Here is a 21,344-nt window from a genome sequence, read left to right as displayed (position 1 = left end):
ACCTCATTGCATTTATAGTTTTACCGGGACACCCCTGTAAAAATCATATATCCTGATATTGAGTGCAGCATTGTACTTTGCCTGTATGTAGGCCTGCAATGCCTGTATATAAAGGTTTTTCTGCTGCAGATACTCTACCATATTAGCGACCCCTACATTCAATTGTTCCGTAGCGATACGATAACTTTCCTGTACAAATTTGAATTGTTCTACTGCCGCATCGTACTGTCCCTGTGCATTCACCACGTTGATATAGGCTTGTTCCACGATCTGGGACAAGTTGGTTTTTGTATTCTGCAATGCAAGTCTGGACTGATCTATTTCAATCTTTGATTTCTCGACGTTTGTTTTGTTCACCCGTCTGGTAAAAATAGGTACCGACAAAGTAAGCCCTATCTGCTGATAGAAATTATTATCCAGCTGTTTGAAGTACGTGTAATCTGGATCTTTCTGATAACTGGTAGACAATATCCCACCCGCACTCAATGTAGGCAGATAACCTGCTCTGGCTTTAGCCAGGTCCAATGCTGCCACCTGTACTCCCAGCTCTCCGCTTTTTACTTCCGGCCGGGTATCCAGCGCTACTTTTTGAGCTTCCTGAACCGGCGTCAGCAAACCTATGCCCATCAACGTATCAGGCGCTACAATTTCAAAAGCGGTGTCCGTAGGTAGTTGCAACAATTGTTTAAGTGTAAGCGTATTTTGCCGCTGGCTGTTTTCTGCCGTTACCAGCAAATACTTTTCATTAGCCAGCTGTGCCTGCAGCTCTGCCAGGTCTTTCCGGGCAATACTTCCTACCTCAAATTGCTGTTGTGCACGCAGCACCTGCGCTTCTGCTGTGCTCACAACATCTTTTACATAGACAATATTTTCTTTGGCTAATAATATACTGAGATAGGCTTCTGTAACCAACAAGGTAATATCGTTGATCTGCTGGGCTACATTCAGATCCAGTACCTGTACCGTCAGTTGTTTCTGTTTAATATCGTTGGTTAAATACCCGCCATTAAAAAGGGTAACGTTGGAATTCAGAGAATAGCTGCCGGAGGGATGCACCCCATAGGCCAGCTCCGCATTTCTGGCCCCTGCTATGTTCTGTGTAGCCGATCCGGTAAGATTGGGTAGCCTGGCCGCCTTAGATAGTAACAGGTCCTGCTCTCCAGTCTTTTTTGATAACCGCAAGCTGTTAAGCTGGATATTATTCTTCATGGCATAATCCAGGCAAGCCTGCAAATCCCACTTCAGAGGGGGTACTACCTGATTGTTATCCTGTGCGGCTAAGGGGTGCGAAAGAAAGATCAATAATAGTATTAAGCCGGTTGCCGCTTTCCCTGATATACGCTTGTTCCGATATCCTATCTGCGAAAATGGTCGTGCCATAAACCTAACTGTATTAATTTCTTTAAGCCAGGCGCAGTACACCTGGTACTAACCACTATACTTCAAACATTGCGCCTGAAAGTAAAACTGGTAGTCCAAACGGCCTGATGCTAACAATAAATAACATTAGATAACAATAAATAACACTTTTCCCGGCAGGGGTATATTCAAGTACAATAAAGGGGTATTATCCTATACCTTTAACAGCATAACAAAGAAACAGCACAATGGTTTACAAAAGATTAAAAATGATCCGTGTGGGGCACTTACGCTGCTTTCTGCAAGGGGTTTAAACAGCTAACAAACGGCTTTAATAACAGGCTAGCCTGTATGGCTTTCCCCACCATCCGCAGCGACGGACTGTTTACCATAAACATTGTAGTATTGGTAGTCTGTCATTGGCGCATCCGTAAATCCGAGATTACGTCCCATAGTGATGATCTGTCCACGGTGATAAGTGCCATGTGTAACGATCTGTGTGATATATTCGAAATGTTGAAAGTTGCACCGGAACCAGCGGCTTTCCACCAGTGTGGTGGCCTGGATGTCAGCCGCGGTCATATCCTTTACGTAGGCTGCCAGCGCTGCGGAATGATCCAGTAATGCCTTATAAGCATCTTCCAGTGTACCATTAAATGGGTCCCTTCTCTGCTTTTCATCTTTTCTGATCACCGCCAGCCAGTAATACTGAGATTCCAGGATGTGTACCAGCGTTCGCTTAATGCTGGGGAAACTCGATGGCACTTCCTGTTCCAACACCTCTTCCGGTTTTGTTCTGAGCCAGTTAATGAGTGTCACATTTACCCAAAGATTATAATTAGCGTAATTCTGCATTAAATAAACAATCGCATCAGGAGCGGTAGTGGTGATCGTTTCCGGTATCATTTCTTTTTATTTTAGTTGCATACAAAGATCAGGGGTGTTGCTGACAGCGGTATGTCAGCAGGATTAAATACCCTCCAATTCTTTAAACACCCCTATCAGGGAATGGCCTCTTTCCGACAGGCTGTATTCAATATGCAAAGGTTTTTGTTTTACGATGGTTTTAATCAGCAATCCACCTGCTTCCAGTTCTTTTAAGGCAACCGCTACAGATTGTTTGTTTGCCTCCGGCAATTGCCTTAAAAGGTGATTGAACCGTAATGGCCCTTCCATGGCCAGCTTAAAGAGCTGTGGCTTCCATTTACCCGACAATAACTTCAGTAAAGTTTCCGCCGGGCAGCTTTCATTATTCCTATTATCGTTTTCAGTAGTCATCTTTTTCTGACTTATTGTTCATGCATTCCAGATCAACGAGCTTTGCAACAAGTTAGGACAAAAAACAAATATGATGAACAATAAAAACATGCCCAATCCGATGCTGTGCGACCCGGTTACCGGTATTTGCGAGCTGCCAGGTACAGCAGCGGCTGCTACTGCCGGCACTTTACCTGCTCACGAAAAGCCGGTGCGTATCATCTACTTTACAGATCCTATCTGTTCTACCTGCTGGGGAGTAGAACCACAGTTAAGAAAGCTGCAGCTGGAGTATGGCCATCTTATTGAAATCGAATATCACATGGGCGGCCTGTTGCCCTCCTGGGATATTTATAACAGTGGCGGGATCAGTCAACCATCGGATGTAGCCCATCATTGGGATGAAGTAGGTGCACACTATCAGATGCCTATTGATGGGGATGTATGGCTGGAAGATCCGCTGCCCTCCTCTTTTCCTCCCTCCATTGCCTTTAAAGCAGCAGCGCTGCAGGACAACAAAAAAGCCCTGCGCTTTTTAAGGCGGATAAAAGAAATGGTTTTCCTGGAAAAGAAAAACATCACCAAATGGGAGCATTTATCCATGGCGGCACAACAAGCCGGGCTGGATATCACGCAGTTCAAAAAGGATTATGAAGGGGATGCTGTACAGCGCTTTCAGGACGATCTTGACCTTGGCAAAAAGCTGGGCGTAAGGGGGTTTCCTACCCTGTTCTTTTCTAACAAACAGGACACGCAGATTACCGTATATGGTTTCCGGCCTTATGCACAATTTGAACAGGCTGTTTTAAAGCTGTACCCTGCAGCTATCCCACAGCCTGTTACCCCTACGCTGGAAACCTTATTTGGCTACTACCCTACATTAACCACTACGGAATTTGCCGTATTGTCCAATAAAACGGTAATGGAAGCCAATAGCTTACTGGAAGCGGCACATCAGCAAGGTACCCTTTCAAAATACCTTTCTAAAAATGGTCCCTTATGGGCCATTCATACCCATATCTGATAACCGCTAACAGGAACCTGTCGGCCCCATCTTATCAAGCTGGCAGGTTTCCTGAACTGTTTGTTATAAAAGCCATTGCTCCCCCTTTTTATTTTCAAAATGCAGTATATTTGTTGCCTGGCAAAAAGGAGCTATCCTGCTGCCTGATTTTACCCATAACCAGGAAAAACCCTTTCATTAACACTTTTTATTGCAAATACTGTAGCCGGTGATTGAATGTCCCTGACCTGCCTGTGTTATCGCTGTACAGTGCTCAACATGTTTTAACCGTTTAACAACCAATAAATAAACAGTATCAATGAGAAAGCTTTATGCAATCGTAGTAGCATTGTCAGTTATCCTGCTATCCTGCTCCAAAAAGAACGATTCTGCCCCAGACCCGGAACCAGATCCCACAGCAGTAGCTGCAGCTGCTAAAAAACTGCATGCAGACATACAGGGAAAATGGACATTTGGGGGTGTTGTGCTTTCCCAGCGGGTAGGTATAAAAACAACAAAAGGTAGCTGGTTACGCCCCAACAGTCCTAAGCATCAAACAGCCCGTATCCAGGAGTCAGGTCCAATAAAAACAGGCTTTATCGAATTCCTGAGTGACAGCACTTATATCATTTATGATGCTGAAAGCAACTACTTCACCGGGAAGTTTGAAGCTAAAGATGGTACTACTATCTCTCTGGCCAACCTTGGTACCCTCAGTGGTATCAATTTTGCTCAGGAGAAGATCAACTTCAAACTCACTTACACCAGCAATAGTAAATCCATTACGGTGACCGCCAATAAGGCAAAAAATGTTCCTGCCGGCGACAAGGCAAAACTCCTGGGCCGCAAATGGTATCTTACCCATGAGGAAGATGGGCATACCATGTTTGAGGAAGAGCTAGAAATATATGATGACAATGACAAATTAATAGACAAGTTCATCCCCGATAGCATTAATTACCAGATGTCTTCCTCTGGCACCTATGTGTTACAGCTATTTGTAAAAGGTGAATTAAGAAATGCACAAGTGGCTAACTGGAAATGGCATTCTACCAAAACAGACCGCTTTGTTTACTGGAAGTATGACATGCCTGTTGATGAAGATGAAGATGTTATCATCATCAGGGAACTTACCCAGGATATATTCAAAGCAACAGAATACGATATAGATATGACAGAAATAAAATGGTTGCTAAGACCAGTACGTTAAGTTTTTAAAACGTATTTAAATAAGCCGCATAGATAGTCTGCTCCCGACAACTTAAAAGGAGCTAAAAGATTATCTTTGCGGCTTTAATGGTAATATATGCATCCATCAGGACATTCCAACGACCCGCTGCACGGGTTAACACTAGAAAAGATCGTCACCCATTTAGTAGAGAGCTATGGCTGGGAGCAACTGGGCCAACATATCCGGATTAACTGCTTTATCAGCAATCCTTCTATACAGTCCAGCCTGAAATTCCTGCGCAAAACGCCCTGGGCAAGAACTAAAGTAGAAGACTTTTATAAATACTCCCTCCGGAAAAAATTACTGAAATAACGGCGGTTCCTATATCCCGGATGCTACACTGCTCACTCTTTATTTATTTCTTCCAGCTTCTGGCTGATTTCCTGCAGCATCGCAAATTGTTTAGCCTGTATATCATACAAGGTCTTGATCTGCTCACTCAGCAACAGATCCATCTTTTGATGGAGGCTGCGAATCCCGATCTCTGCCTTTAAATTGATCAGGTAATCATTTTCACTCCGCATCCTGTCTTTCTCTTCCTGCCGGTTCTGACTCATCATGATGATAGGTGCCTGTAAGGCTGCCACGCAGGAAAGCACGAGGTTCATCAGGATAAAAGGGTAAGGGTCAAACCGCTCGCTGGCAATCGCCGTGATATTATAGATGATCCACAGCACCAGCACTACTACAAACAGGATAATGAATTTCCAGCTTCCCCCAAACTGGGCCACCTTATCCGATATTTTTTGTCCTTTTGATAATACCTCCTCGGGGGGATGCAGCAGGTTGTGAATGATCAGTCCCTCCTCTTCAATTGTTTCCTGAACGATCTTATTCAGTTTGCTTAAATATTCGTTTTTATCTGCTGATACCTGATCGATTACTTCGGTGTTCATAATACATTGTTTTTCCTGGTTCATGAATTACCCGTTGGGGTGGAAGAAATAAGTCTTATTAAATATAAGCCGGGCGGCCCACTATTTTTTAAAAATATCCGGTTTGTTTTATTAGTTTTATCCGGAGACACTACTATCCCTATTATAAACAGCATAACAACAACCAGGTATCTATCATTTTTAATAACCAATACCAATGAGTGTATTAACAGGCTCCCCGGTACAACCGGCACCAATATCTGCTACTAATACCAATGAATCCGTAAAGCCAGAAAGACTGTATTCTTTAGATGCCCTTCGGGGATTTGATATGTTCTGGATCATGGGCGCTGAAGGTATCTTTCATCACCTGGCGGAGGCTTCGGGTTCTTCCTTCTTTGGCGCTATTGCTAACCAACTTACCCATCCTGAATGGAATGGCTTCCATTTCTATGATCTCATTTTCCCGCTGTTCCTGTTTATGGCAGGTGTTTCTACCCCCTATTCCGTAGGCCGGGAGCTTGAAAAGGGGAAAAGCAGGCAACAGCTGCTGGGCCGTGTCATCAAAAGAGGGCTCCTGCTGGTATTAATAGGCGTGATTTATAATAATGGACTCGAAATACAGCCTATCTCGGAAATCAGGTTCGGGAGTGTGCTGGGCAGGATCGGCCTGGCCTATATGTTTGCCAACATCATTTACATCTATTCCAAAGAACGGACACAGATGATCTGTTTCTGGGCGATCATCATTGGCTACTGGCTATTGCTGAAGTTTACGTCCGCCCCGGGATTTGCTGCGGGAGATCTTACGATGGAAGGTAACTTTGCCTCCTACCTGGACCGTTCTATCATGCCTGGCAAACTTTATTTAGGTATCCATGACCCGGAAGGACTGGTATCTACCCTGCCTGCTATCAGCACTGCGCTATTAGGTATACTGGCGGGCAATCTGTTGAAAAAAGGCGCTATGCCAGGCCAAAAGAAAGCCGGCCTGCTGGCCATAACAGGGGTGGTTTTCCTGGTACTGGCACAGTTATGGAACCTGGATTTCCCTATCAATAAAAACCTGTGGACTAGCTCCTTTGTATTGCAGGTAGGTGGATTGAGCCTGTTGCTGCTGGCTGCTTTTTATTACATTATCGATGTAAAAGGTTACAAAAGCTGGGCCTTCTTCTTTAAAGTTATTGGCATGAATTCCATCCTGATTTACATTTCAGGTCATTTTATCAATTGGAGCTATACCAACAACAGCTTTTTCAAGTGGCTGGGCCAGCTGGCTGGAGAGCCATACAATGCTGTACTACTGGCCATCACCTATGTATTCATAAAATGGTTGTTCCTTTATTTCATGTACAAAAAGAAAGTATTCTTAAGAGTATAACGATATAGCGTATAACTATCTTGTAAATTAATAAGCCGGCTCTTTACAAGGAGCCGGCTTATTAATTTATCAGCAAAAATTATCTGGTAATTTTTACCGGCGTTTATATTTTAACACCATGATAGCCTGTGTTTCATTCAGTACTTTAAGCCCGCCTTGGTCTTCCGTACGCTTGTCGTAGTAAGTACCACGCAGTAATAACGTATCTCCCGCCCGGGCTATTTTTGCCCCCGAAGTTACACTTGGCATATTACCGGGCATCGTTATCATTCCTTGTGAAAAGTAGAGTGAATCCGTTCCTACCCATGTATAATGAGCTGTATTGCTGGCTGCAGGAGCGGTAAAATTAAAGGGTATCTTGAACTCCTCTTTCAGTACGCCATTGATATACTGTTGGGCTACCATCACGGTATCAATGGTGTAAGTCAGATCATTCGAAATCACCTGATCGGCACTTATCAAAAGGGTTCCTTTATTTTCAATGGTAGTATAATCTGTTATCACCACGTTGCTGGTGGTTTTTCCCGCCACCGTAGCACTGCTGGTGGATTTAGTATAAGCAGCCATTCCGACAAAATTCCACTCTCCCAGGAGTTCAGTCTTACTGATAGCGGCGCTATCGGGCTCTGCACTCTTTTCTTTTGTGCAGGAAGTTAATACCAAAATTACGGCGGATAACAGGCACAGGGATTTATAAATATTCATTTTGTTAGGTTTGGGTCAAATATGTTTATGCAAAAATAACAAATCCGGCGCGGAAAGCCGGGATTAAATATCCTGATATTCAAACGTCAATGCGATGTCTGTCATATCGTTGTTCAGGTAGTTCCACCCTACCAGCAGCTGCTGGCCTTTCACTGTTTTGATCTTTACATCTTTGAATTCCGTCAGTACCATCTTTGCCAATACCATCCTTTCATGCTGAAAGGTAGCCTGGTATTCACCAAAAGGCACCTCCATCTCATCCAGGAACATCTCCATGTTATCCAGCCTGATCAAATGCAACCTATCCTTTGTGGCTATTTTGGATAAATTCTCTTTACCCACCTTCCCTAAAAAATGCTGTTTCGCTTTTTGGGTATCCCGTTTTTGTTGCATAATGCTCCATATCACCATGATTGCAACGGGGGCACCAATAGCAATTTCCTTTTGCACCTTCAACAAGGTGAGCAATACGATAAAGCCCACCATGACTATTACAGGAAGTATAGTCCAAAATTTTATTTTATCTTTTTTTGGGGAATCAGACATCATTACCGCAGGATTAAATATGTGTATCCTTCCCCAGGTTATCCTCATGAAGAGGTATTAACTGGCAGGAAGGTGTAACTATCTCCTCAAGTTACCCCTTCCTGCCATTTGATAGTCCCGGCTTTAAAATACGTTAGGCCTGCACCTGTATTCGCTGGTAATTTTCTGCTATTCGCAACACGGGCAACACGATCCGCTATTTATCTGATAAAATCACCTACTTCTACCCAGTAAGGGTCGAATACGATTTCTCCTGTCAGCTGTATTCTGTCATTATTAGCTTGTTCTTTTTCCAGCAATGACAATACAAAAGCCTCATCGTTGGTATAAAAACAGGTAGTACGCTGCTCCCCTTTTGTTTCTGACAACAGATAAAAACCTTTATCTGCCACTTTAAGTGCCTCAATAATACGGTCTTCTATTTCATAGACCGGCTCCAGGATACTCTGGTTATCTCCCTCTTCGTCATACAGCTGGCTAAAATCTGCTACCACCCGAAACAGCATGGGGTACGCTGTTTTAAAATTATAATAGTTCAAACCGGTATTGGCAGTCAAAAATATCTTCACACCGTCGGCAGTACCCTGGTAAAGCGTCATACTATCTTCCGGATGGCGTACATCTGCAATCTTCCGTTCTTTCTTCTTCCAGTTGATATAATGTGGCAGCTCTTTAAAAGGAAGCACTTCCTCTCCTTCCTCCTGTGCTGCTGCAATTTCCAGACTGGAAATATCCAGCGTGGCATTTTTCTCACCTAATAAACAGTCCATCACATTGTAAATACCTGTTGTCAGTGCGTTTTTCAATGCGCCATCATTCGCCGGATAATCACGGTGAATAATACGTATAGCCACTGCATCCTCATCATCTTCGTCCTGCAGTGGAATAAACCGCAGGTTTTCACAGTTGACCGTGATTTCTCCCATTCTAAAATCAAAATGATCCCCTACAGCAGGCTTCAGTGCGGTGATCTGCCAGTTCGGGATAGCGGGAGCCTGGGCCACCAATTGTTCTGCCGCTGCAAAGTATTGCTTTATGCCCTGTGCGGTAATAATGATCTCATAAGGTGGTTGCCGGGCGCCTATCTCCAGGCTAAGCCCTTCATTGTATGCATGCAGCACGGGCATCACTTCATCAAACAGCGCATTTACCTCGTCCATACTTTTTCCATGGATGCCAGAAAACCTTTCCTGGTTTTCACTGAACCAGTTCCAAAACTGTTGTGCTGTATTCATACTTATTCTATTTAGATGTTGATAGCAAAGTGATAAAAAACCGGATCATCCGGGGCCAACGTCTGCTCACCCATGATTTTTTTTGAACAGTTGATATGGGTTAAACAATGCTCATTTTCAACCGGAAATGATGCGTGCTAAATTAAATGTGTATCCCCAACTTTCCAAATTGCACATAATTAAGCAGGTATAAAGCGAATTACTTATTTTTAAATACACAATGAAGTAATATGAACCTAATTGGAAACATCATCTGGCTTATTTTTGGAGGATTTCTCACCTTCATCGAATATATGATAGGCGGCTTGCTGTTATGCCTTACCATCATCGGGATTCCATTTGGCTTGCAATGCTTTAAAATAGGATTTTTAACCCTGATGCCATTTGGCAGGCAGGTAAGGGATGTACCGGGGCCTACCGGTTGTCTTTCCACCCTTTTTAATATCATCTGGATCTTTTGCGGCGGTATATGGATTGCAGTTACGCATCTGGGCTTTGGTATTTTACTGACGCTTACCATCATAGGTATTCCATTTGCCAGACAGCATTTTAAACTCATGTCGCTGTCATTTACACCTTTTGGGAAAGAAATATATTAGCTGCTAACAGCTCCCATAACAAACCCGGTGGTGCCTGAAATACCAACCGGGTTTTTCTGTTTAAGCAGGACAACCGCTACTGCAACTACCCCGCATGATTAACCTGTTATTGTTAATTTTACAATAATAAATCCATACATATGAATTCTACGTAATTATTGATCACTAACAATTATCTGTATAAACATGAAATAATATTATATTTAATACGTTTTCATCGTTCTCAATTTTAACGTTAAATTACGTTACACTGTGAAACACCCGTAAGGACTATCGTTGTATTAGAAGATATCAGAAACTGACAAATAAAAATACCGGCACTCAAATCAAAATAACCCTTGCCCTAAAACTGGACTATGAACACTATTACTACAACTGTGTTTGCTAAGGTAGCAACCTACTGCCGTGAACGCTATTTTAAAATTACCCATACTGGCACGCAAGGGATTGATGACTCCGAATTAGTGAAGCGGATTGTACTGGTAAACAGGCTAAGTCTGGCCATTGCAGCCATTATGTTGGTCATTGCTCCGATTGTTTGCATCTTCCTTATCTGGAAGGTATCCATTCTGATGGCTTTTATTATTGAATTTGCCATCAACTGTTCCGTTCTGCTGCTCAACCATCATAAAAAGCACCTGGCTGCCAGCCTAACGCTGTATTACAATCAATGTGTAGCCATTATCTTTTTCGGCTTCCTCCTGGGTGGAGTGCTGCAATTACAATTCACCATTGTATTTTTAATTTCCATTATTTACCTCATTCTGAAAGAATACCACCTGCGAAAAATTTGTTTTATAGCGGCGATTACTACCCTGGTAGTATTGCAGCTTTGTTATTATTTCCAGGCCCACCAGCCATTGGTCACTATTACCTATGATACAGGTTTTGTAATCCAGTCGCTGGTAATAGGCGGTGTATTAATACTGATGATTATTATCAGCAAAACTTATGTGCGCAGCAATGATACGAACCAGGAACTGGAGAAAACGAACCATTTCAAAAAGATGTTCGTGTATCAGGTTACCCATGAAATGCGTACCCCTTTAAATGCGATTTATGGGGTGGCACAGCTACTGAAAAGGGAGATCAAACTGGATGCTAACCTGAAGCCTATAGAAAGCCTGACCAATCAGCTATTGGCGGCCAGCAATACTACACGCAACATCATCAACAATGTGCTGGACATGGCGGAGATAGAAACCGGAAAGCTGGAATCTTCCATGGAGGGGGCTTTTCCGGTAAGGCCATTTTTCGAAAAGATGATCGACGTCAATAAAATAGTAGCCAGGTCAAGGAGTATCCAGCTAAAGCTGTTCATGGATCAAATGCCGGAAATACTCATAGGTGATACCTTAAAGCTCAACCAGATCGTTACCAACCTCCTGGCCAATGCTATAAAGTTTGCTGATAAAAATACGATCATTCTTTTAAAGGTAACCGGTCTGGAAGAAGGCTTGTGGCGTATTCAGGTAATTAATCAGGGTGCTACTATTTCTCCCCAAAGGATCAATGTGATCTTCGATCCTTTCATCACCTTAAAACCCAAGTCTATGGAAGGCACTGGTCTGGGTTTGTATATCGTGAAGAACAAGGTATCCTCCATGCAGGGGACTATCGCGATAGAAAGCCTGGGAGAAGGACTAACCACTTTTACCGTAACGCTTCCCTTACGTGCAGGCAAACGGGAAGATGTACCCGCAGAAGAAATGGAAGACGATATAAAAGACCTGAGTAATATTCATGTCATGATAGCAGAAGATGACGAAATGAACGCCCTACTGCTGTCCAGTTTTTTAAGGCATATTGGCTGCAAGGTAACTTACACCGCCAATGGGTTGGAGCTATTGCAAAAAGTAGAAAAAGAAATCCCGGATGTGATCATCCTGGATTCGTATATGCCGGTGATGAATGGAGAAGAGACCCTCCAGTATCTGCGTAATGTACCGGAGTTCAGAAGCATTCCTGTAATAGTCGCCACCGGTGATGCCTTTAAGGATTCGCGGGAAGCCTTTATAACAGCAGGCGCCAGCGCATTCATAGAAAAGCCAATTGATCACAAAGCACTGCTGAAAGCATTGAGGATACAGCTGCATCATAACAATGAAGAGTTACAGGAATAACGGTATAAGGACGTTATACGCTCCTGGCTGCTAAAGATGCCAGTTGCGTTTCTGCCCAGATAGATGCTGCATGCTTATAACGCTGGGTGTACACCTGCCACATCCAGCTGGCCTGAATACATCTTTCCAGCCCGGCCATATGTACATACAGGGTATCCAACATTTTAGATTGGGGCAGCTCATTACATTGTTGCCTTACTTCTTCTACCAACGCCACATATTCTATCAGTACCCCACGCACAATTTCGGCGGCTTTAAGAATGATCTCCTGTAAGGTCAGCTCCGGTTCATTGAGCGCTATTGCCATCAGTAAATTAGAGTCCGATCCTTCATCAATCACTTCCTTTTCAAAAGAAAACAGGTCATTGGTAAGACTGCCGAATATGGCAGTTACCCAATGCAAACGTTCCATGGTTTGAGAAAGTTTTACCCGTTTCAGCCAGTTCCAATCCAGGAACTGCCCGTCACTGTATTCTATCAGCAGCACAATATGTGGCATTCCGGAGGTGTGATAACGCATATCAATATACTCATTTACCGTAGGGATATGCCCTAATGCTGCCGCATTACAATCTTTGTGTGTAATCCCGATGTAGTAGGAATAAAACTTAAGGAATTCGCTAAACCATGCTTTCGGTGAATTTTTACGGATCTCTGTCAGCATCTCTGCATTGGCTAATTCTACTGGCTGTACTTTCATGGGTAACTCCAGGTTTTCGCCTATAGTAGACATTCGCCGGATAATGTTCTTTGCCTGTTGCTGCTGGTAGGGTGTCAGGTTCCCGAAGATCTCCCTGCCCATTGTATCATTCAGATAATATCCGATGGCCAGGTTCTTGGTCATGGAGAGTATTCTGCTGAAATGAGCAGTAGGATACAGGAATAACGCACAGGTAATATAGTACTTGGCATTTTCCAGCCAGATATCATATTGCTCCCCAAATACCTGGGCAATCTTTTTCAGCTCATCACTCTGCGGATGAGGATGAAAGGTTTTACAATAAGCATTCAGCTGCAGCCCTTCATGGCTAAACAGATCATGCAATGAAAAAGTAGTGGATTTCAGCAATTCTGCATACGATTGCTGCACACGTTCTAATGTTACGCGTGTAGCGTTCTGAACATTACGTTTCATAAAAAAGGATTAAAGGGTGAATAAATAATCAAAAAAGTTATGCTGGTAGATCCTGTTAGTTGTGCCGGCAAGGAGTTGGTACTATAGAGCTTTAACTGGCTATTAGAGGAAATGCTATTTTGGACAAACTGCGATTAAGGTACACCCCTACGCCTGCAAATACATTGCAGTTGATAACGGATAGGATAGCATGCAGGATAGATACATTTCCACTATTGTATTTACCAATTGTTGTAATTCCTGTTGTGTAGTGCTGCGGATAGTAGCAACACTATAACAAGCCTTGTCTTCTTACCAACCGGAAGAAATCAGAGGTATGAATGCAACTGTTTGATATTGGTTGAGGTGAAGTCAACAGTTTTTTCAGCGGTATGAGATAAGGGTAATGAATCGTTGTAAACCTTTGTCTGAAAGGTTTGGGTATTACCAGGTGTCGCTATCCCGGGGATCTGGATCGGACAACAATGAACATATCACATGATTGTTATTGCAATTTACAGCTTTTAAATGCAGCATGTTATCAAACAACTGTGTTATACGGCAGTATGGGCATAAACGTTGCTTTATACCCGGGTATATAAAACAAGCCACCCGGACAACACTTTCAAACAGGCTTTACTGGCCTGGTTAAAAGTACTATCCGGGTGGAGGATACTGCGAAAAATTATTTCATGTCCACGGGTATAAAAACCAGTGGTGTAGGCAAACAGGAAGCTCCCGGAGGAGAATAGGTAAGACGGATTGTTTGTTCCTCACCATTCGCTGCCGGAGGAAATACCTGTACCAGTATGGCTTCCGGTGCTGCTTTGGTCAACAACTGCTCTTTGGGCAACTGTACAATACCGCCCTCGAACTTTCCTTTGCTTACCACCATGGTATTGGCCATGCCGCCACACCACTGGCTGTTCCCGCTGCGTGCATTCCAGGTTACCAGCGCCAGTCCTTTGCCATCCGTACTTTTCCATTTCATTTCTATATGGTACATCACGCCATAATTACCATCCAGTACTGCTACCCCATCACGGCTGTTTTCTTTTCCGGTTACCCACGGATCTCTTACACCATCTGCTACTACAATTTCTGCAGCCCCTTGTTTGGTATCATATACGCCATGGGTGATCACCCGGTAATTACTTATGCCAAAAACACCACGCCCGGCACCACTCTGACTTTTAGGCGGCAATACCGTTTTGATCCTGCTCAATGCTTTAGGCCCGCTGGTAGCCGGATCAGTTTGAATAATACTGATCTCTCCCGGCTGGTCTATCACAAATTCATAAAACCCATGCACCAGCTCATCATACTTTACGATGTGCTTTTCCAGTTTTTCATCAATAGCCATCGCCTCACCTGGCTGGATGGTACGGATTGTATTCTGCGGCTTCGCAGCAAAGAAATCAGCCAGCCCCTGCTTGCCAATCAGATAATAGTTGGTGCTGGGTGGCTGGGAAGAATATTTCAACATACGCAAATGCATAGGCCCGGTACCCGTATTTTTTATGACTGCCGTAATTTTACGGTCTATTTTAGCAGGCGCTTTTACACCATTTACATTATATACATACAACCTTACTGAACCTGGCTGAACGGGTTCCTGCAAAGCAATCGCTTCGGGTACACGGATATACTCCGGATCATCGGAAATTAAATATTGAGGACCTGGTAAAACCACCTTCTGATAATCTATGTAAGGAATCTTTTCAGATAAAAAATCGGGGAGCATTACTATGCCGCCCTGCTTTCCCTTCATCAGTGCATCATTCACCCCGGATGGAACAGATTGGGCTTTTACCTGTGTTCCCATCACTGCCAATATCCCCCCTAATAAAATAGGCTTCCAGGCTGTTGTTTTCTTAAATTGCTTTTTCATCGTATAAGTATTATTCAGAAATCAAAAAGGCTGTAATAATACAACCTATAGAATCAATAATATTTTTAAATTCTAACAAACTTAATAATATTTATTATTAATTACAACGCAATTAATAAATAAAATAAGCAATTGACTTATACTAAAAAAAGCATTATCCTATGATTATCAACACATTACATACAACCAGAAGAAACTAACCTCCGATCAACCACGCTTATCCGGCTTCGCACTCATGTAAAAAATAAGGGTGCCCCCATTCATAACAGCAGCATGTGTAAGTTGATTATTTAACAGCTCCTGCCCATTTAGCACCACCTTTTTCACATATACGTTTTTATCACCCTGATTCTTCACTTCAATGGTAAACACTTTTCCGTTTTCCAGGTGCAGGGTAGCCCCATCTACAGCAGGGCTGCCTAACTGGTAAGTTGCTGCACCGGGGCATACCGGATAAAATCCCAGTGTGCTAAAGATATACCAGGCACTCATCTGCCCGCAATCATCATTGCCACCCAATCCATCCGGCGCAGGGAGGTACATTTTCTTTAAGATCATACGTACCCTTTCCTGGGTTTTCCAGGGCTCTCCCGTCCAGTTATATAGATAAGCCACATGATGAGAAGGCTCATTACCGTGCACATAGTTACCAATAATACCATCACGGGTAATGTCTTCCGTTTCAGCAAAAAACTTATCCGGCAGATGCATGGTAAATAAGGAATCCAGATGGCGGGAAAATGCCCGCTTTCCACCCATCATCGTGATCATTCCGGCAGGATCATGTGGCACATATAAACTATAATTCCAGGCATTGCCTTCTATAAATCCCTGGTCATGTGTTTGCAATTCATCAAATGCTTTTCTGAAAGTACCATCACTTAGTTTAGGCCGCATAAATCCCACGCTGGCATCATATACATTTTTGTAGTTGGAAGCCCGTTTAATAAACTCCTCATAGATATCCATGCGCTGCAGCTTTTTTGCCACCTGTGCAATACACCAGTCGTCATACGCATATTCCAGCGTTTTAGAAACAGAAGCCCCGTTTTTATCTTCCGGTACATACCCCATATCCATATAATAGCCCAGGCCATCATAATTGCGGTGGCGTGCGGTAGTAATGCAGGCATCCAGTGCTTTACTTACATCAAAAGGAGCATTGCCCTTCATAATTGCGTCCGCGATCACAGACACACTATGATAGCCTATCATACACCAGTTTTCATTGGCATAATGCGACCATACCGGCAGCATATGCTGCGCACTCTGCTCATAATGTGCCAGCATAGACCGGATCATATCTGCATTCCGCTCAGGCTGCACTATGTTAAACAACGGGTGCAGGGCACGATAGGTATCCCACAAAGAAAAGGTGGTGTAATTTGTAAAGTTGTCTGCCTGATGGACATTCATATCCAATCCCCGGTATTGTCCATCCACATCCATATAGGTAGTAGGATTGATAAAAGCATGATACATGGCAGTATAGAAATTCTCTTTCTCTTCCCGGCTACGGGACTGTATCACTACCTTCTGCAGTTCATGGGCCCATAAGGCTTCTCCATCTCTTTTCACCTGTTCAAAATCCCAATGAGGTATTTCCGTGCGGAGGTTCTTTAAGGCACCTGCTGTACTCACAGGTGAGAGGGCAAACTTTATCTTCACCTTTTCGCCCGCCGTTGTTTTAAAATCAAAATAGGCCCTTATCTGCCGGCCCGCCATTTCAGGGAAGTTTTTAGTCTGGTCAAATTTGCGCCAGAACCCCCGGTATACATTGTTCACATAATTCTGATGCCCGTATTGATAAAATGGTTTGGAAAAGGTCATGGCAAAATATACCGTGCGCGTACGCGCCCAACCGTTAGTTTGCCGGTAGCCGGTGATCAGGGTATCATTCTCTACCCTTACAAACGTCCACACGTTTTTATTATCATAGTTATAGATCCCCGCCATCAGATCCAGGATGATATGCGCATCTCCGGATGCCGGGAAAGTATATTGATGAAATCCTACGCGGTTACTGGCAGTCAGTTCTGCCAGGATATTGTTTTCCTCCAGCTTTACTTTATAATATGCTGGAGATGCTACTTCTGTACTATGGGAAAAAGTGGAACGGTAACCACTACCCGGATCGCTGGCAGTACCGGGGTTTAACTGAAGCGCACCAGTGGTAGGCATGATTAAAAAATCGCCCAGATCGGAGTGCCCGGTACCACTAAAATGCGTATGACTAAACCCTACGATGGTTTTATCATCATACTGATATCCCGCACAATACTTGTATACATCCGGATTATACTTTCCATTCATCTCGTAAGGAATAGTGTCTGTTTCCGGGCTCAGTTGTACAGCCCCAAACGGTACCGTAGCCCCTGGGTAGGTATGTCCCATTTTCTGGGTACCAATAATGGGTTTTACATACTGCAACAGATTTTCATTGGTTTTCTGCTGTGCAAAAACCGGTATCGGCATAGTAAGTAACAACAAAAGCATAGTTCTACTCATGTCAACATTATTTTATTGGGTGGTGGATGCAGGTAATATTATTAAAGGCATCCTGTTGTGGCACAAGTAACGCACAACAGGCCATGCATGTATTGTATTGGCAGAAAGAAAACATCCCGAAGAATCGGGATGAAATATATACAGTGAACAATGAAATAGCTATTGCACTATTCCAATAACTTTCTCTTTGTTAAAGAGCGGGGTTTGCTGAATAAGCTTTCCATAGCTCATCCATTGTTTTGCCCGTTAATTGCTGCCATGTGGCAGCTGCATATTTTTTGGTACGCATACTGGCATCCAGCGAAGTTACGAAACCTGGCTTCACCTTTTGCTCTATCCAGGCTAAAAATCTTGCCGTAATACGATAACTGTTCGTATAACTGTGCCCGTGCTGATATTCAGGCAACGCCCATCCTGCGCTGGCATTATCCAATCCAAATTTATAGCGTACATAATCTGCAATTCCTTCCGTGATCCATCCCGGACCGGCATCTCCCGGATAATTTTGCACAATGTGCATCACTTCATGGGTAACCACATCAATATCCCCCGGGTGCTTACGCAACCATTCCGGGCTATAGCTTACCTGCCCGTTAGCCGCACCTGCCACCCCATTATAAGTAGTATCCATCACAAAAGTGACCGTTTTAAGCGTAGCAGGATTAAACTGCCGGGCCAGTGCCGGGTATACCTGAAAAAAGGTGTGCACCATTTTATGCTTCACCTGCGGATCAAATGTTTTATCCTGGTTAATAAAAATAAGGGTATAGCCATTCCGGACAATGGTATCCGTTCCCAAAGGCACATATGCCCCCGGATCTGCAGCGATCTTATTTCCGGCAGCCCATACCCCTGAAGAAAGGATCCCCATTAACACGATGCTGCTAAAACGCTTAAAAAAACTGCTCATGCCTGTATCTGTTTGTCTGCGGATGATGCGATAAAATAGATATTGCCAATGCATTCAATGCTTATATTGCAAAATCGATTTAGCGATGGTTGCTTAAAAAAAGATTCATAGAATCTTGTATTTCAACTATATAGGTCAATATGTTTTCACCGGCTACCGGCGTTATCCCTATTTTGCGCTACTATTAAAAGTATTATTCTCTCTAACGACGCGAAAACATGGATAGGTAAAAATAAAATTATTTCCCTGTAAAAAACATGATTCAGGAAAATATTGCAAAATTATTATACAGATCCTCTGATAATGAATTTACCAGGTAGCTGGACTTTACTTTTCTTTATGTATACTTTACTTTTGTCCAGTTGGTTCATTAATAACCGGATGGCTGTCCGGGCGATTTCCTCAATAGGTTGCTGGATGACGGTGATGCCAGGTGGATAAAGCCGGAAAACATCATGGTCATCAAAACAGATCAGGCCCACCTGGTCCGGCATTTTCAGATGCAGCTTACTTAATGCTTCTATGGTGAGAATCCCCACATAGTTGGTTGCACAGAATACCGCATCAATATCATTTTGTTTTACAAATGTGGTAATCTCCCTGATGGCATCTGCCCGGGGGCCATTAAAAGGGAGTGACAGCATCAGTTTTTTCTTAACGGGGATCTTATGACTGCGCAGGGTGTCTTCGTACCCCCGTTGCCTTTCCTGCAGCTGTATCACCTTCATATCTGCCGTGATAAACGCAATTTTCCGGTATCCTTTACTGATAAAGTGCTCCATTCCCTGCACCACACCAGCATAATTATCGATCAACACATAGGGTACATTGATATCCGGGAAATAACTATCCATTAAAACCAGTGGCCGCCGGTTGGCCACCAGCTTCAGGATGTCTTTTTCCATACCAGGGGCGGGAGTGATCAGATAACCATCTACCATCTGCCGGGAAAGCATATTGATCAGTTCGCCTCCTTTTTTTGTATTATTCTCGGAGCTACAGTATACTACATTATACCCCAGGCTTTCTGCCTCCTCTTCAATACTTTTAGCGAGGCTGGCAAAGAAGCTGCCGGAAATACTTTCCACCATCAGCCCCAGTGTTTTGGACTGTCCGGTACGTAAATTTACTGCTATCCGGTGGGGTTCATAACCCGATTTTTCTACAATCCCCATGATCCGTTCGGCCTGCTCATCCGTGATACGCATTTGTTTTGCTTTGCCATTCAGCACAAATGAAACGGTAGAAGGGGCTACGCCAGCCAGCCTGGCCACGTCTTTCAGCGTAAGTCTTTTGGTGCCATCGTTATGCATGTGCGATTGTTGTGTTTAGTGGTTACTATACAGGATACAATATTTATTAATAGCGGTGCCGCTACTGCTCTCTCAAAACAGATACGCAATTGACAAATAAACGCGTTATATTCATGGTAATTATCTACTGAACTACACTGTGCCGTAAATATAGAACATGAAGTATATCTCTAGTATTTCCGATCCGGTTTTTATTCAGCCGGAACAAGTTACAGCAGCAGATCGTTTTTTTAAAAAATTTATCCGGGATGAGCGTGATCTGCCTTTTGTTTACCTGACCCTTCAGATTACTTTTACCCTTATTCCGCTGGCAATACTGCTTTATCTGCCATTTATCACCGGCTGGATATGGTGGCTGCTGGCTATTACCTACCTTTTGCTCAATAACTTTTATTTCAAAGGCCCTTTCGGCCTGATGCTGCATTGTACCTGTCACCGGGCCTTCTTTGAAAAGAAGTACGAAAAGCTGAATCATTACCTGCCATGGGTATTGGGCCCGCTCTTTGGACAAACACCGGAAACATATTATTCCCATCATATCGGGATGCATCATCCGGAAAACAACCTGCCTGATGACGAGAGCAGTACCATGTTTTACCAGCGCGACTCGCTCCGCAGCTTTGGCAGCTACCTGGGCAGCTTCTTCTTTGCAGGAATCTATACCCTTTGCCGGTACTTTCATCGTAAACATCGCAGAAAACTGCTGGTCCGTGCCCTCCGGGGAGAAGTCCTCTTTTTTGCCATGTGTGTAGCACTTTGTTTTGTCAACTGGCCTGCCACCCTGGTTGTTTTCATCCTCCCCTTTGTGATTTCAAGGGTGATCATGATGCTGGGCAACTGGGCACAGCATGCTTTCATTTGTGCGCAGGAACCTGATAATGCCTATAAAAACAGCATCACCTGTATCAATACCAAATACAACCATAAATGCTGGAATGACGGCTATCATATCAGCCATCACCTTAAACCCTCCATGCACTGGACAGAACATCCCGTCTTTTTCCGGAGTACCCTGGACGAATATGTCGCCAATGAAGCCATCGTATTTGACGGCATCCATTTTTTGCATGTTTTTGCCTGGCTCATGCGCAAGCGGTATGACCTGCTGGCCAGGCACTTTGTTAATATCGGCAACCGCTTCCAATCGGATGAGGAAATCATCGTCTTTTTAAAACAGCGTACCCGGAGAATTCCTGCCGCTGCCTGACCCATTTATGCACTGCCATCAAGGCCCGGAACTACCTCTTATAGTTTTCTTGTATCAACTCTTTAGAAGATATAATATATTATTATT

19 protein-coding genes are annotated in these 21,344 nt (G+C 43.5%); 7 read left to right on the top strand and 12 right to left on the bottom strand.

Annotated elements, in window-relative coordinates; translation table 11 throughout:
• Window positions 1-12: 12 nt before the first annotated feature.
• The 3 genes from ABR189_RS20875 to ABR189_RS20865 form a co-directional block, all read right to left on the bottom strand.
• Complete coding sequence (locus ABR189_RS20875) at window positions 13-1,380, bottom strand: TolC family protein (protein ID WP_354662418.1); 1,368 nt, start codon at window positions 1,378-1,380, stop codon at window positions 13-15.
• 321 nt (window positions 1,381-1,701) lie between these two features.
• Entirely contained in the window at window positions 1,702-2,265 is a 564-nt protein-coding gene (locus ABR189_RS20870; protein WP_354662417.1) for a DinB family protein, read from the bottom strand.
• 63 nt (window positions 2,266-2,328) lie between these two features.
• Complete coding sequence (locus tag ABR189_RS20865; protein WP_354662416.1) at window positions 2,329-2,637, bottom strand: winged helix-turn-helix transcriptional regulator; 309 nt, start codon at window positions 2,635-2,637, stop codon at window positions 2,329-2,331.
• A gap of 70 nt (window positions 2,638-2,707) precedes the next feature.
• Here ABR189_RS20865 and ABR189_RS20860 point away from each other — a divergent pair, with 70 nt between their 5' ends.
• From ABR189_RS20860 to ABR189_RS20850, 3 genes are all read left to right on the top strand, one after another.
• Window positions 2,708-3,640, top strand: a complete 933-nt coding sequence (locus tag ABR189_RS20860; protein WP_354662415.1) for a ClpXP adapter SpxH family protein — start codon at window positions 2,708-2,710, stop codon at window positions 3,638-3,640.
• A gap of 298 nt (window positions 3,641-3,938) precedes the next feature.
• Complete coding sequence (locus ABR189_RS20855; RefSeq protein ID WP_354662414.1) at window positions 3,939-4,829, top strand: hypothetical protein; 891 nt, start codon at window positions 3,939-3,941, stop codon at window positions 4,827-4,829.
• A gap of 96 nt (window positions 4,830-4,925) precedes the next feature.
• Window positions 4,926-5,162 carry a VF530 family protein gene (locus tag ABR189_RS20850; protein ID WP_354662413.1) on the top strand — a complete coding sequence of 79 codons (237 nt, stop codon included), beginning with the start codon at window positions 4,926-4,928 and terminating at the stop codon, window positions 5,160-5,162.
• A gap of 32 nt (window positions 5,163-5,194) precedes the next feature.
• Here ABR189_RS20850 and ABR189_RS20845 read toward each other — a convergent pair whose 3' ends face one another.
• Complete coding sequence (locus tag ABR189_RS20845) at window positions 5,195-5,746, bottom strand: DUF1003 domain-containing protein (protein ID WP_354662412.1); 552 nt, start codon at window positions 5,744-5,746, stop codon at window positions 5,195-5,197.
• Window positions 5,747-5,942: 196 nt separating this feature from the next.
• On the opposite strand from ABR189_RS20845, the gene ABR189_RS20840 reads away from it, so the two are divergent.
• Window positions 5,943-7,106: an acyltransferase family protein gene (locus ABR189_RS20840; RefSeq protein WP_354662411.1), complete on the top strand. Its 1,164-nt coding sequence runs from the start codon at window positions 5,943-5,945 to the stop codon at window positions 7,104-7,106.
• A gap of 93 nt (window positions 7,107-7,199) precedes the next feature.
• On the opposite strand, the gene ABR189_RS20835 is transcribed toward ABR189_RS20840, so the two are convergent.
• From ABR189_RS20835 to ABR189_RS20825, 3 genes are all read right to left on the bottom strand, one after another.
• Window positions 7,200-7,811: a hypothetical protein gene (locus tag ABR189_RS20835; protein ID WP_354662410.1), complete on the bottom strand. Its 612-nt coding sequence runs from the start codon at window positions 7,809-7,811 to the stop codon at window positions 7,200-7,202.
• 63 nt (window positions 7,812-7,874) lie between these two features.
• Complete coding sequence (locus tag ABR189_RS20830) at window positions 7,875-8,405, bottom strand: hypothetical protein (RefSeq protein WP_354662409.1); 531 nt, start codon at window positions 8,403-8,405, stop codon at window positions 7,875-7,877.
• 152 nt (window positions 8,406-8,557) lie between these two features.
• On the bottom strand, window positions 8,558-9,592 hold the full coding sequence (locus ABR189_RS20825; protein WP_354662408.1) for a hypothetical protein: 1,035 nt from the start codon (window positions 9,590-9,592) through the stop codon (window positions 8,558-8,560).
• Window positions 9,593-9,822: 230 nt separating this feature from the next.
• Here ABR189_RS20825 and ABR189_RS20820 point away from each other — a divergent pair, with 230 nt between their 5' ends.
• Both ABR189_RS20820 and ABR189_RS20815 read left to right on the top strand, forming a co-directional pair.
• On the top strand, window positions 9,823-10,191 hold the full coding sequence (locus tag ABR189_RS20820; protein ID WP_354662407.1) for a YccF domain-containing protein: 369 nt from the start codon (window positions 9,823-9,825) through the stop codon (window positions 10,189-10,191).
• Window positions 10,192-10,547: 356 nt separating this feature from the next.
• Window positions 10,548-12,314 carry a hybrid sensor histidine kinase/response regulator gene (locus tag ABR189_RS20815; protein ID WP_354662406.1) on the top strand — a complete coding sequence of 589 codons (1,767 nt, stop codon included), beginning with the start codon at window positions 10,548-10,550 and terminating at the stop codon, window positions 12,312-12,314.
• Window positions 12,315-12,327: 13 nt separating this feature from the next.
• On the opposite strand, the gene ABR189_RS20810 is transcribed toward ABR189_RS20815, so the two are convergent.
• From ABR189_RS20810 to ABR189_RS20790, 5 genes are all read right to left on the bottom strand, one after another.
• Window positions 12,328-13,449, bottom strand: a complete 1,122-nt coding sequence (locus ABR189_RS20810) for a terpene synthase family protein (RefSeq protein ID WP_354662405.1) — start codon at window positions 13,447-13,449, stop codon at window positions 12,328-12,330.
• A gap of 664 nt (window positions 13,450-14,113) precedes the next feature.
• Window positions 14,114-15,319 carry a copper amine oxidase gene (locus ABR189_RS20805; protein WP_354662404.1) on the bottom strand — a complete coding sequence of 402 codons (1,206 nt, stop codon included), beginning with the start codon at window positions 15,317-15,319 and terminating at the stop codon, window positions 14,114-14,116.
• A gap of 207 nt (window positions 15,320-15,526) precedes the next feature.
• Window positions 15,527-17,827, bottom strand: coding sequence for a GH92 family glycosyl hydrolase (locus ABR189_RS20800; protein ID WP_354662403.1), 2,301 nt, complete (start codon window positions 17,825-17,827; stop codon window positions 15,527-15,529).
• 190 nt (window positions 17,828-18,017) lie between these two features.
• Window positions 18,018-18,737, bottom strand: a complete 720-nt coding sequence (locus ABR189_RS20795; protein ID WP_354662402.1) for a basic secretory protein-like protein — start codon at window positions 18,735-18,737, stop codon at window positions 18,018-18,020.
• Between the two features lie 284 nt (window positions 18,738-19,021).
• Window positions 19,022-20,050 carry a LacI family DNA-binding transcriptional regulator gene (locus tag ABR189_RS20790; RefSeq protein WP_354662401.1) on the bottom strand — a complete coding sequence of 343 codons (1,029 nt, stop codon included), beginning with the start codon at window positions 20,048-20,050 and terminating at the stop codon, window positions 19,022-19,024.
• Window positions 20,051-20,207: 157 nt separating this feature from the next.
• On the opposite strand from ABR189_RS20790, the gene ABR189_RS20785 reads away from it, so the two are divergent.
• The gene (locus ABR189_RS20785; protein ID WP_354662400.1) at window positions 20,208-21,257 is read left to right on the top strand and encodes a fatty acid desaturase family protein; all 1,050 of its coding nucleotides are present in this window, start codon (window positions 20,208-20,210) and stop codon (window positions 21,255-21,257) included.
• Window positions 21,258-21,344 lie beyond the last annotated feature (87 nt).

Origin of the sequence: Chitinophaga sp. H8 (genome assembly GCF_040567655.1) — a bacterium.
Classification (GTDB): Bacteria; Bacteroidota; Bacteroidia; order Chitinophagales; family Chitinophagaceae; genus Chitinophaga; species Chitinophaga defluvii.
Note: the sequence above shows the minus strand (reverse complement) of the source record. Positions and strands in the feature narration are given on the sequence as shown.

What these genes read in the sequence shown, in the direction of transcription:
- ABR189_RS20855 (WP_354662414.1), top strand. Translation starts at nt 3,939, where the DNA reads ATGAGAAAGCTTTATGCAATCGTAGTAGCATTGTCAGTTATCCTGCTA.
- ABR189_RS20810 (WP_354662405.1), bottom strand. Translation starts at nt 13,449, where the DNA reads ATGAAACGTAATGTTCAGAACGCTACACGCGTAACATTAGAACGTGTG.
- ABR189_RS20785 (WP_354662400.1), top strand. Translation starts at nt 20,208, where the DNA reads ATGAAGTATATCTCTAGTATTTCCGATCCGGTTTTTATTCAGCCGGAA.
- ABR189_RS20825 (WP_354662408.1), bottom strand. Translation starts at nt 9,592, where the DNA reads ATGAATACAGCACAACAGTTTTGGAACTGGTTCAGTGAAAACCAGGAA.
- ABR189_RS20865 (WP_354662416.1), bottom strand. Translation starts at nt 2,637, where the DNA reads ATGACTACTGAAAACGATAATAGGAATAATGAAAGCTGCCCGGCGGAA.
- ABR189_RS20805 (WP_354662404.1), bottom strand. Translation starts at nt 15,319, where the DNA reads ATGAAAAAGCAATTTAAGAAAACAACAGCCTGGAAGCCTATTTTATTA.
- ABR189_RS20790 (WP_354662401.1), bottom strand. Translation starts at nt 20,050, where the DNA reads ATGCATAACGATGGCACCAAAAGACTTACGCTGAAAGACGTGGCCAGG.
- ABR189_RS20830 (WP_354662409.1), bottom strand. Translation starts at nt 8,405, where the DNA reads ATGAGGATAACCTGGGGAAGGATACACATATTTAATCCTGCGGTAATG.
- ABR189_RS20835 (WP_354662410.1), bottom strand. Translation starts at nt 7,811, where the DNA reads ATGAATATTTATAAATCCCTGTGCCTGTTATCCGCCGTAATTTTGGTA.
- ABR189_RS20800 (WP_354662403.1), bottom strand. Translation starts at nt 17,827, where the DNA reads ATGAGTAGAACTATGCTTTTGTTGTTACTTACTATGCCGATACCGGTT.
- ABR189_RS20820 (WP_354662407.1), top strand. Translation starts at nt 9,823, where the DNA reads ATGAACCTAATTGGAAACATCATCTGGCTTATTTTTGGAGGATTTCTC.
- ABR189_RS20840 (WP_354662411.1), top strand. Translation starts at nt 5,943, where the DNA reads ATGAGTGTATTAACAGGCTCCCCGGTACAACCGGCACCAATATCTGCT.
- ABR189_RS20875 (WP_354662418.1), bottom strand. Translation starts at nt 1,380, where the DNA reads ATGGCACGACCATTTTCGCAGATAGGATATCGGAACAAGCGTATATCA.
- ABR189_RS20845 (WP_354662412.1), bottom strand. Translation starts at nt 5,746, where the DNA reads ATGAACACCGAAGTAATCGATCAGGTATCAGCAGATAAAAACGAATAT.
- ABR189_RS20815 (WP_354662406.1), top strand. Translation starts at nt 10,548, where the DNA reads ATGAACACTATTACTACAACTGTGTTTGCTAAGGTAGCAACCTACTGC.
- ABR189_RS20870 (WP_354662417.1), bottom strand. Translation starts at nt 2,265, where the DNA reads ATGATACCGGAAACGATCACCACTACCGCTCCTGATGCGATTGTTTAT.
- ABR189_RS20850 (WP_354662413.1), top strand. Translation starts at nt 4,926, where the DNA reads ATGCATCCATCAGGACATTCCAACGACCCGCTGCACGGGTTAACACTA.
- ABR189_RS20860 (WP_354662415.1), top strand. Translation starts at nt 2,708, where the DNA reads ATGATGAACAATAAAAACATGCCCAATCCGATGCTGTGCGACCCGGTT.
- ABR189_RS20795 (WP_354662402.1), bottom strand. Translation starts at nt 18,737, where the DNA reads ATGAGCAGTTTTTTTAAGCGTTTTAGCAGCATCGTGTTAATGGGGATC.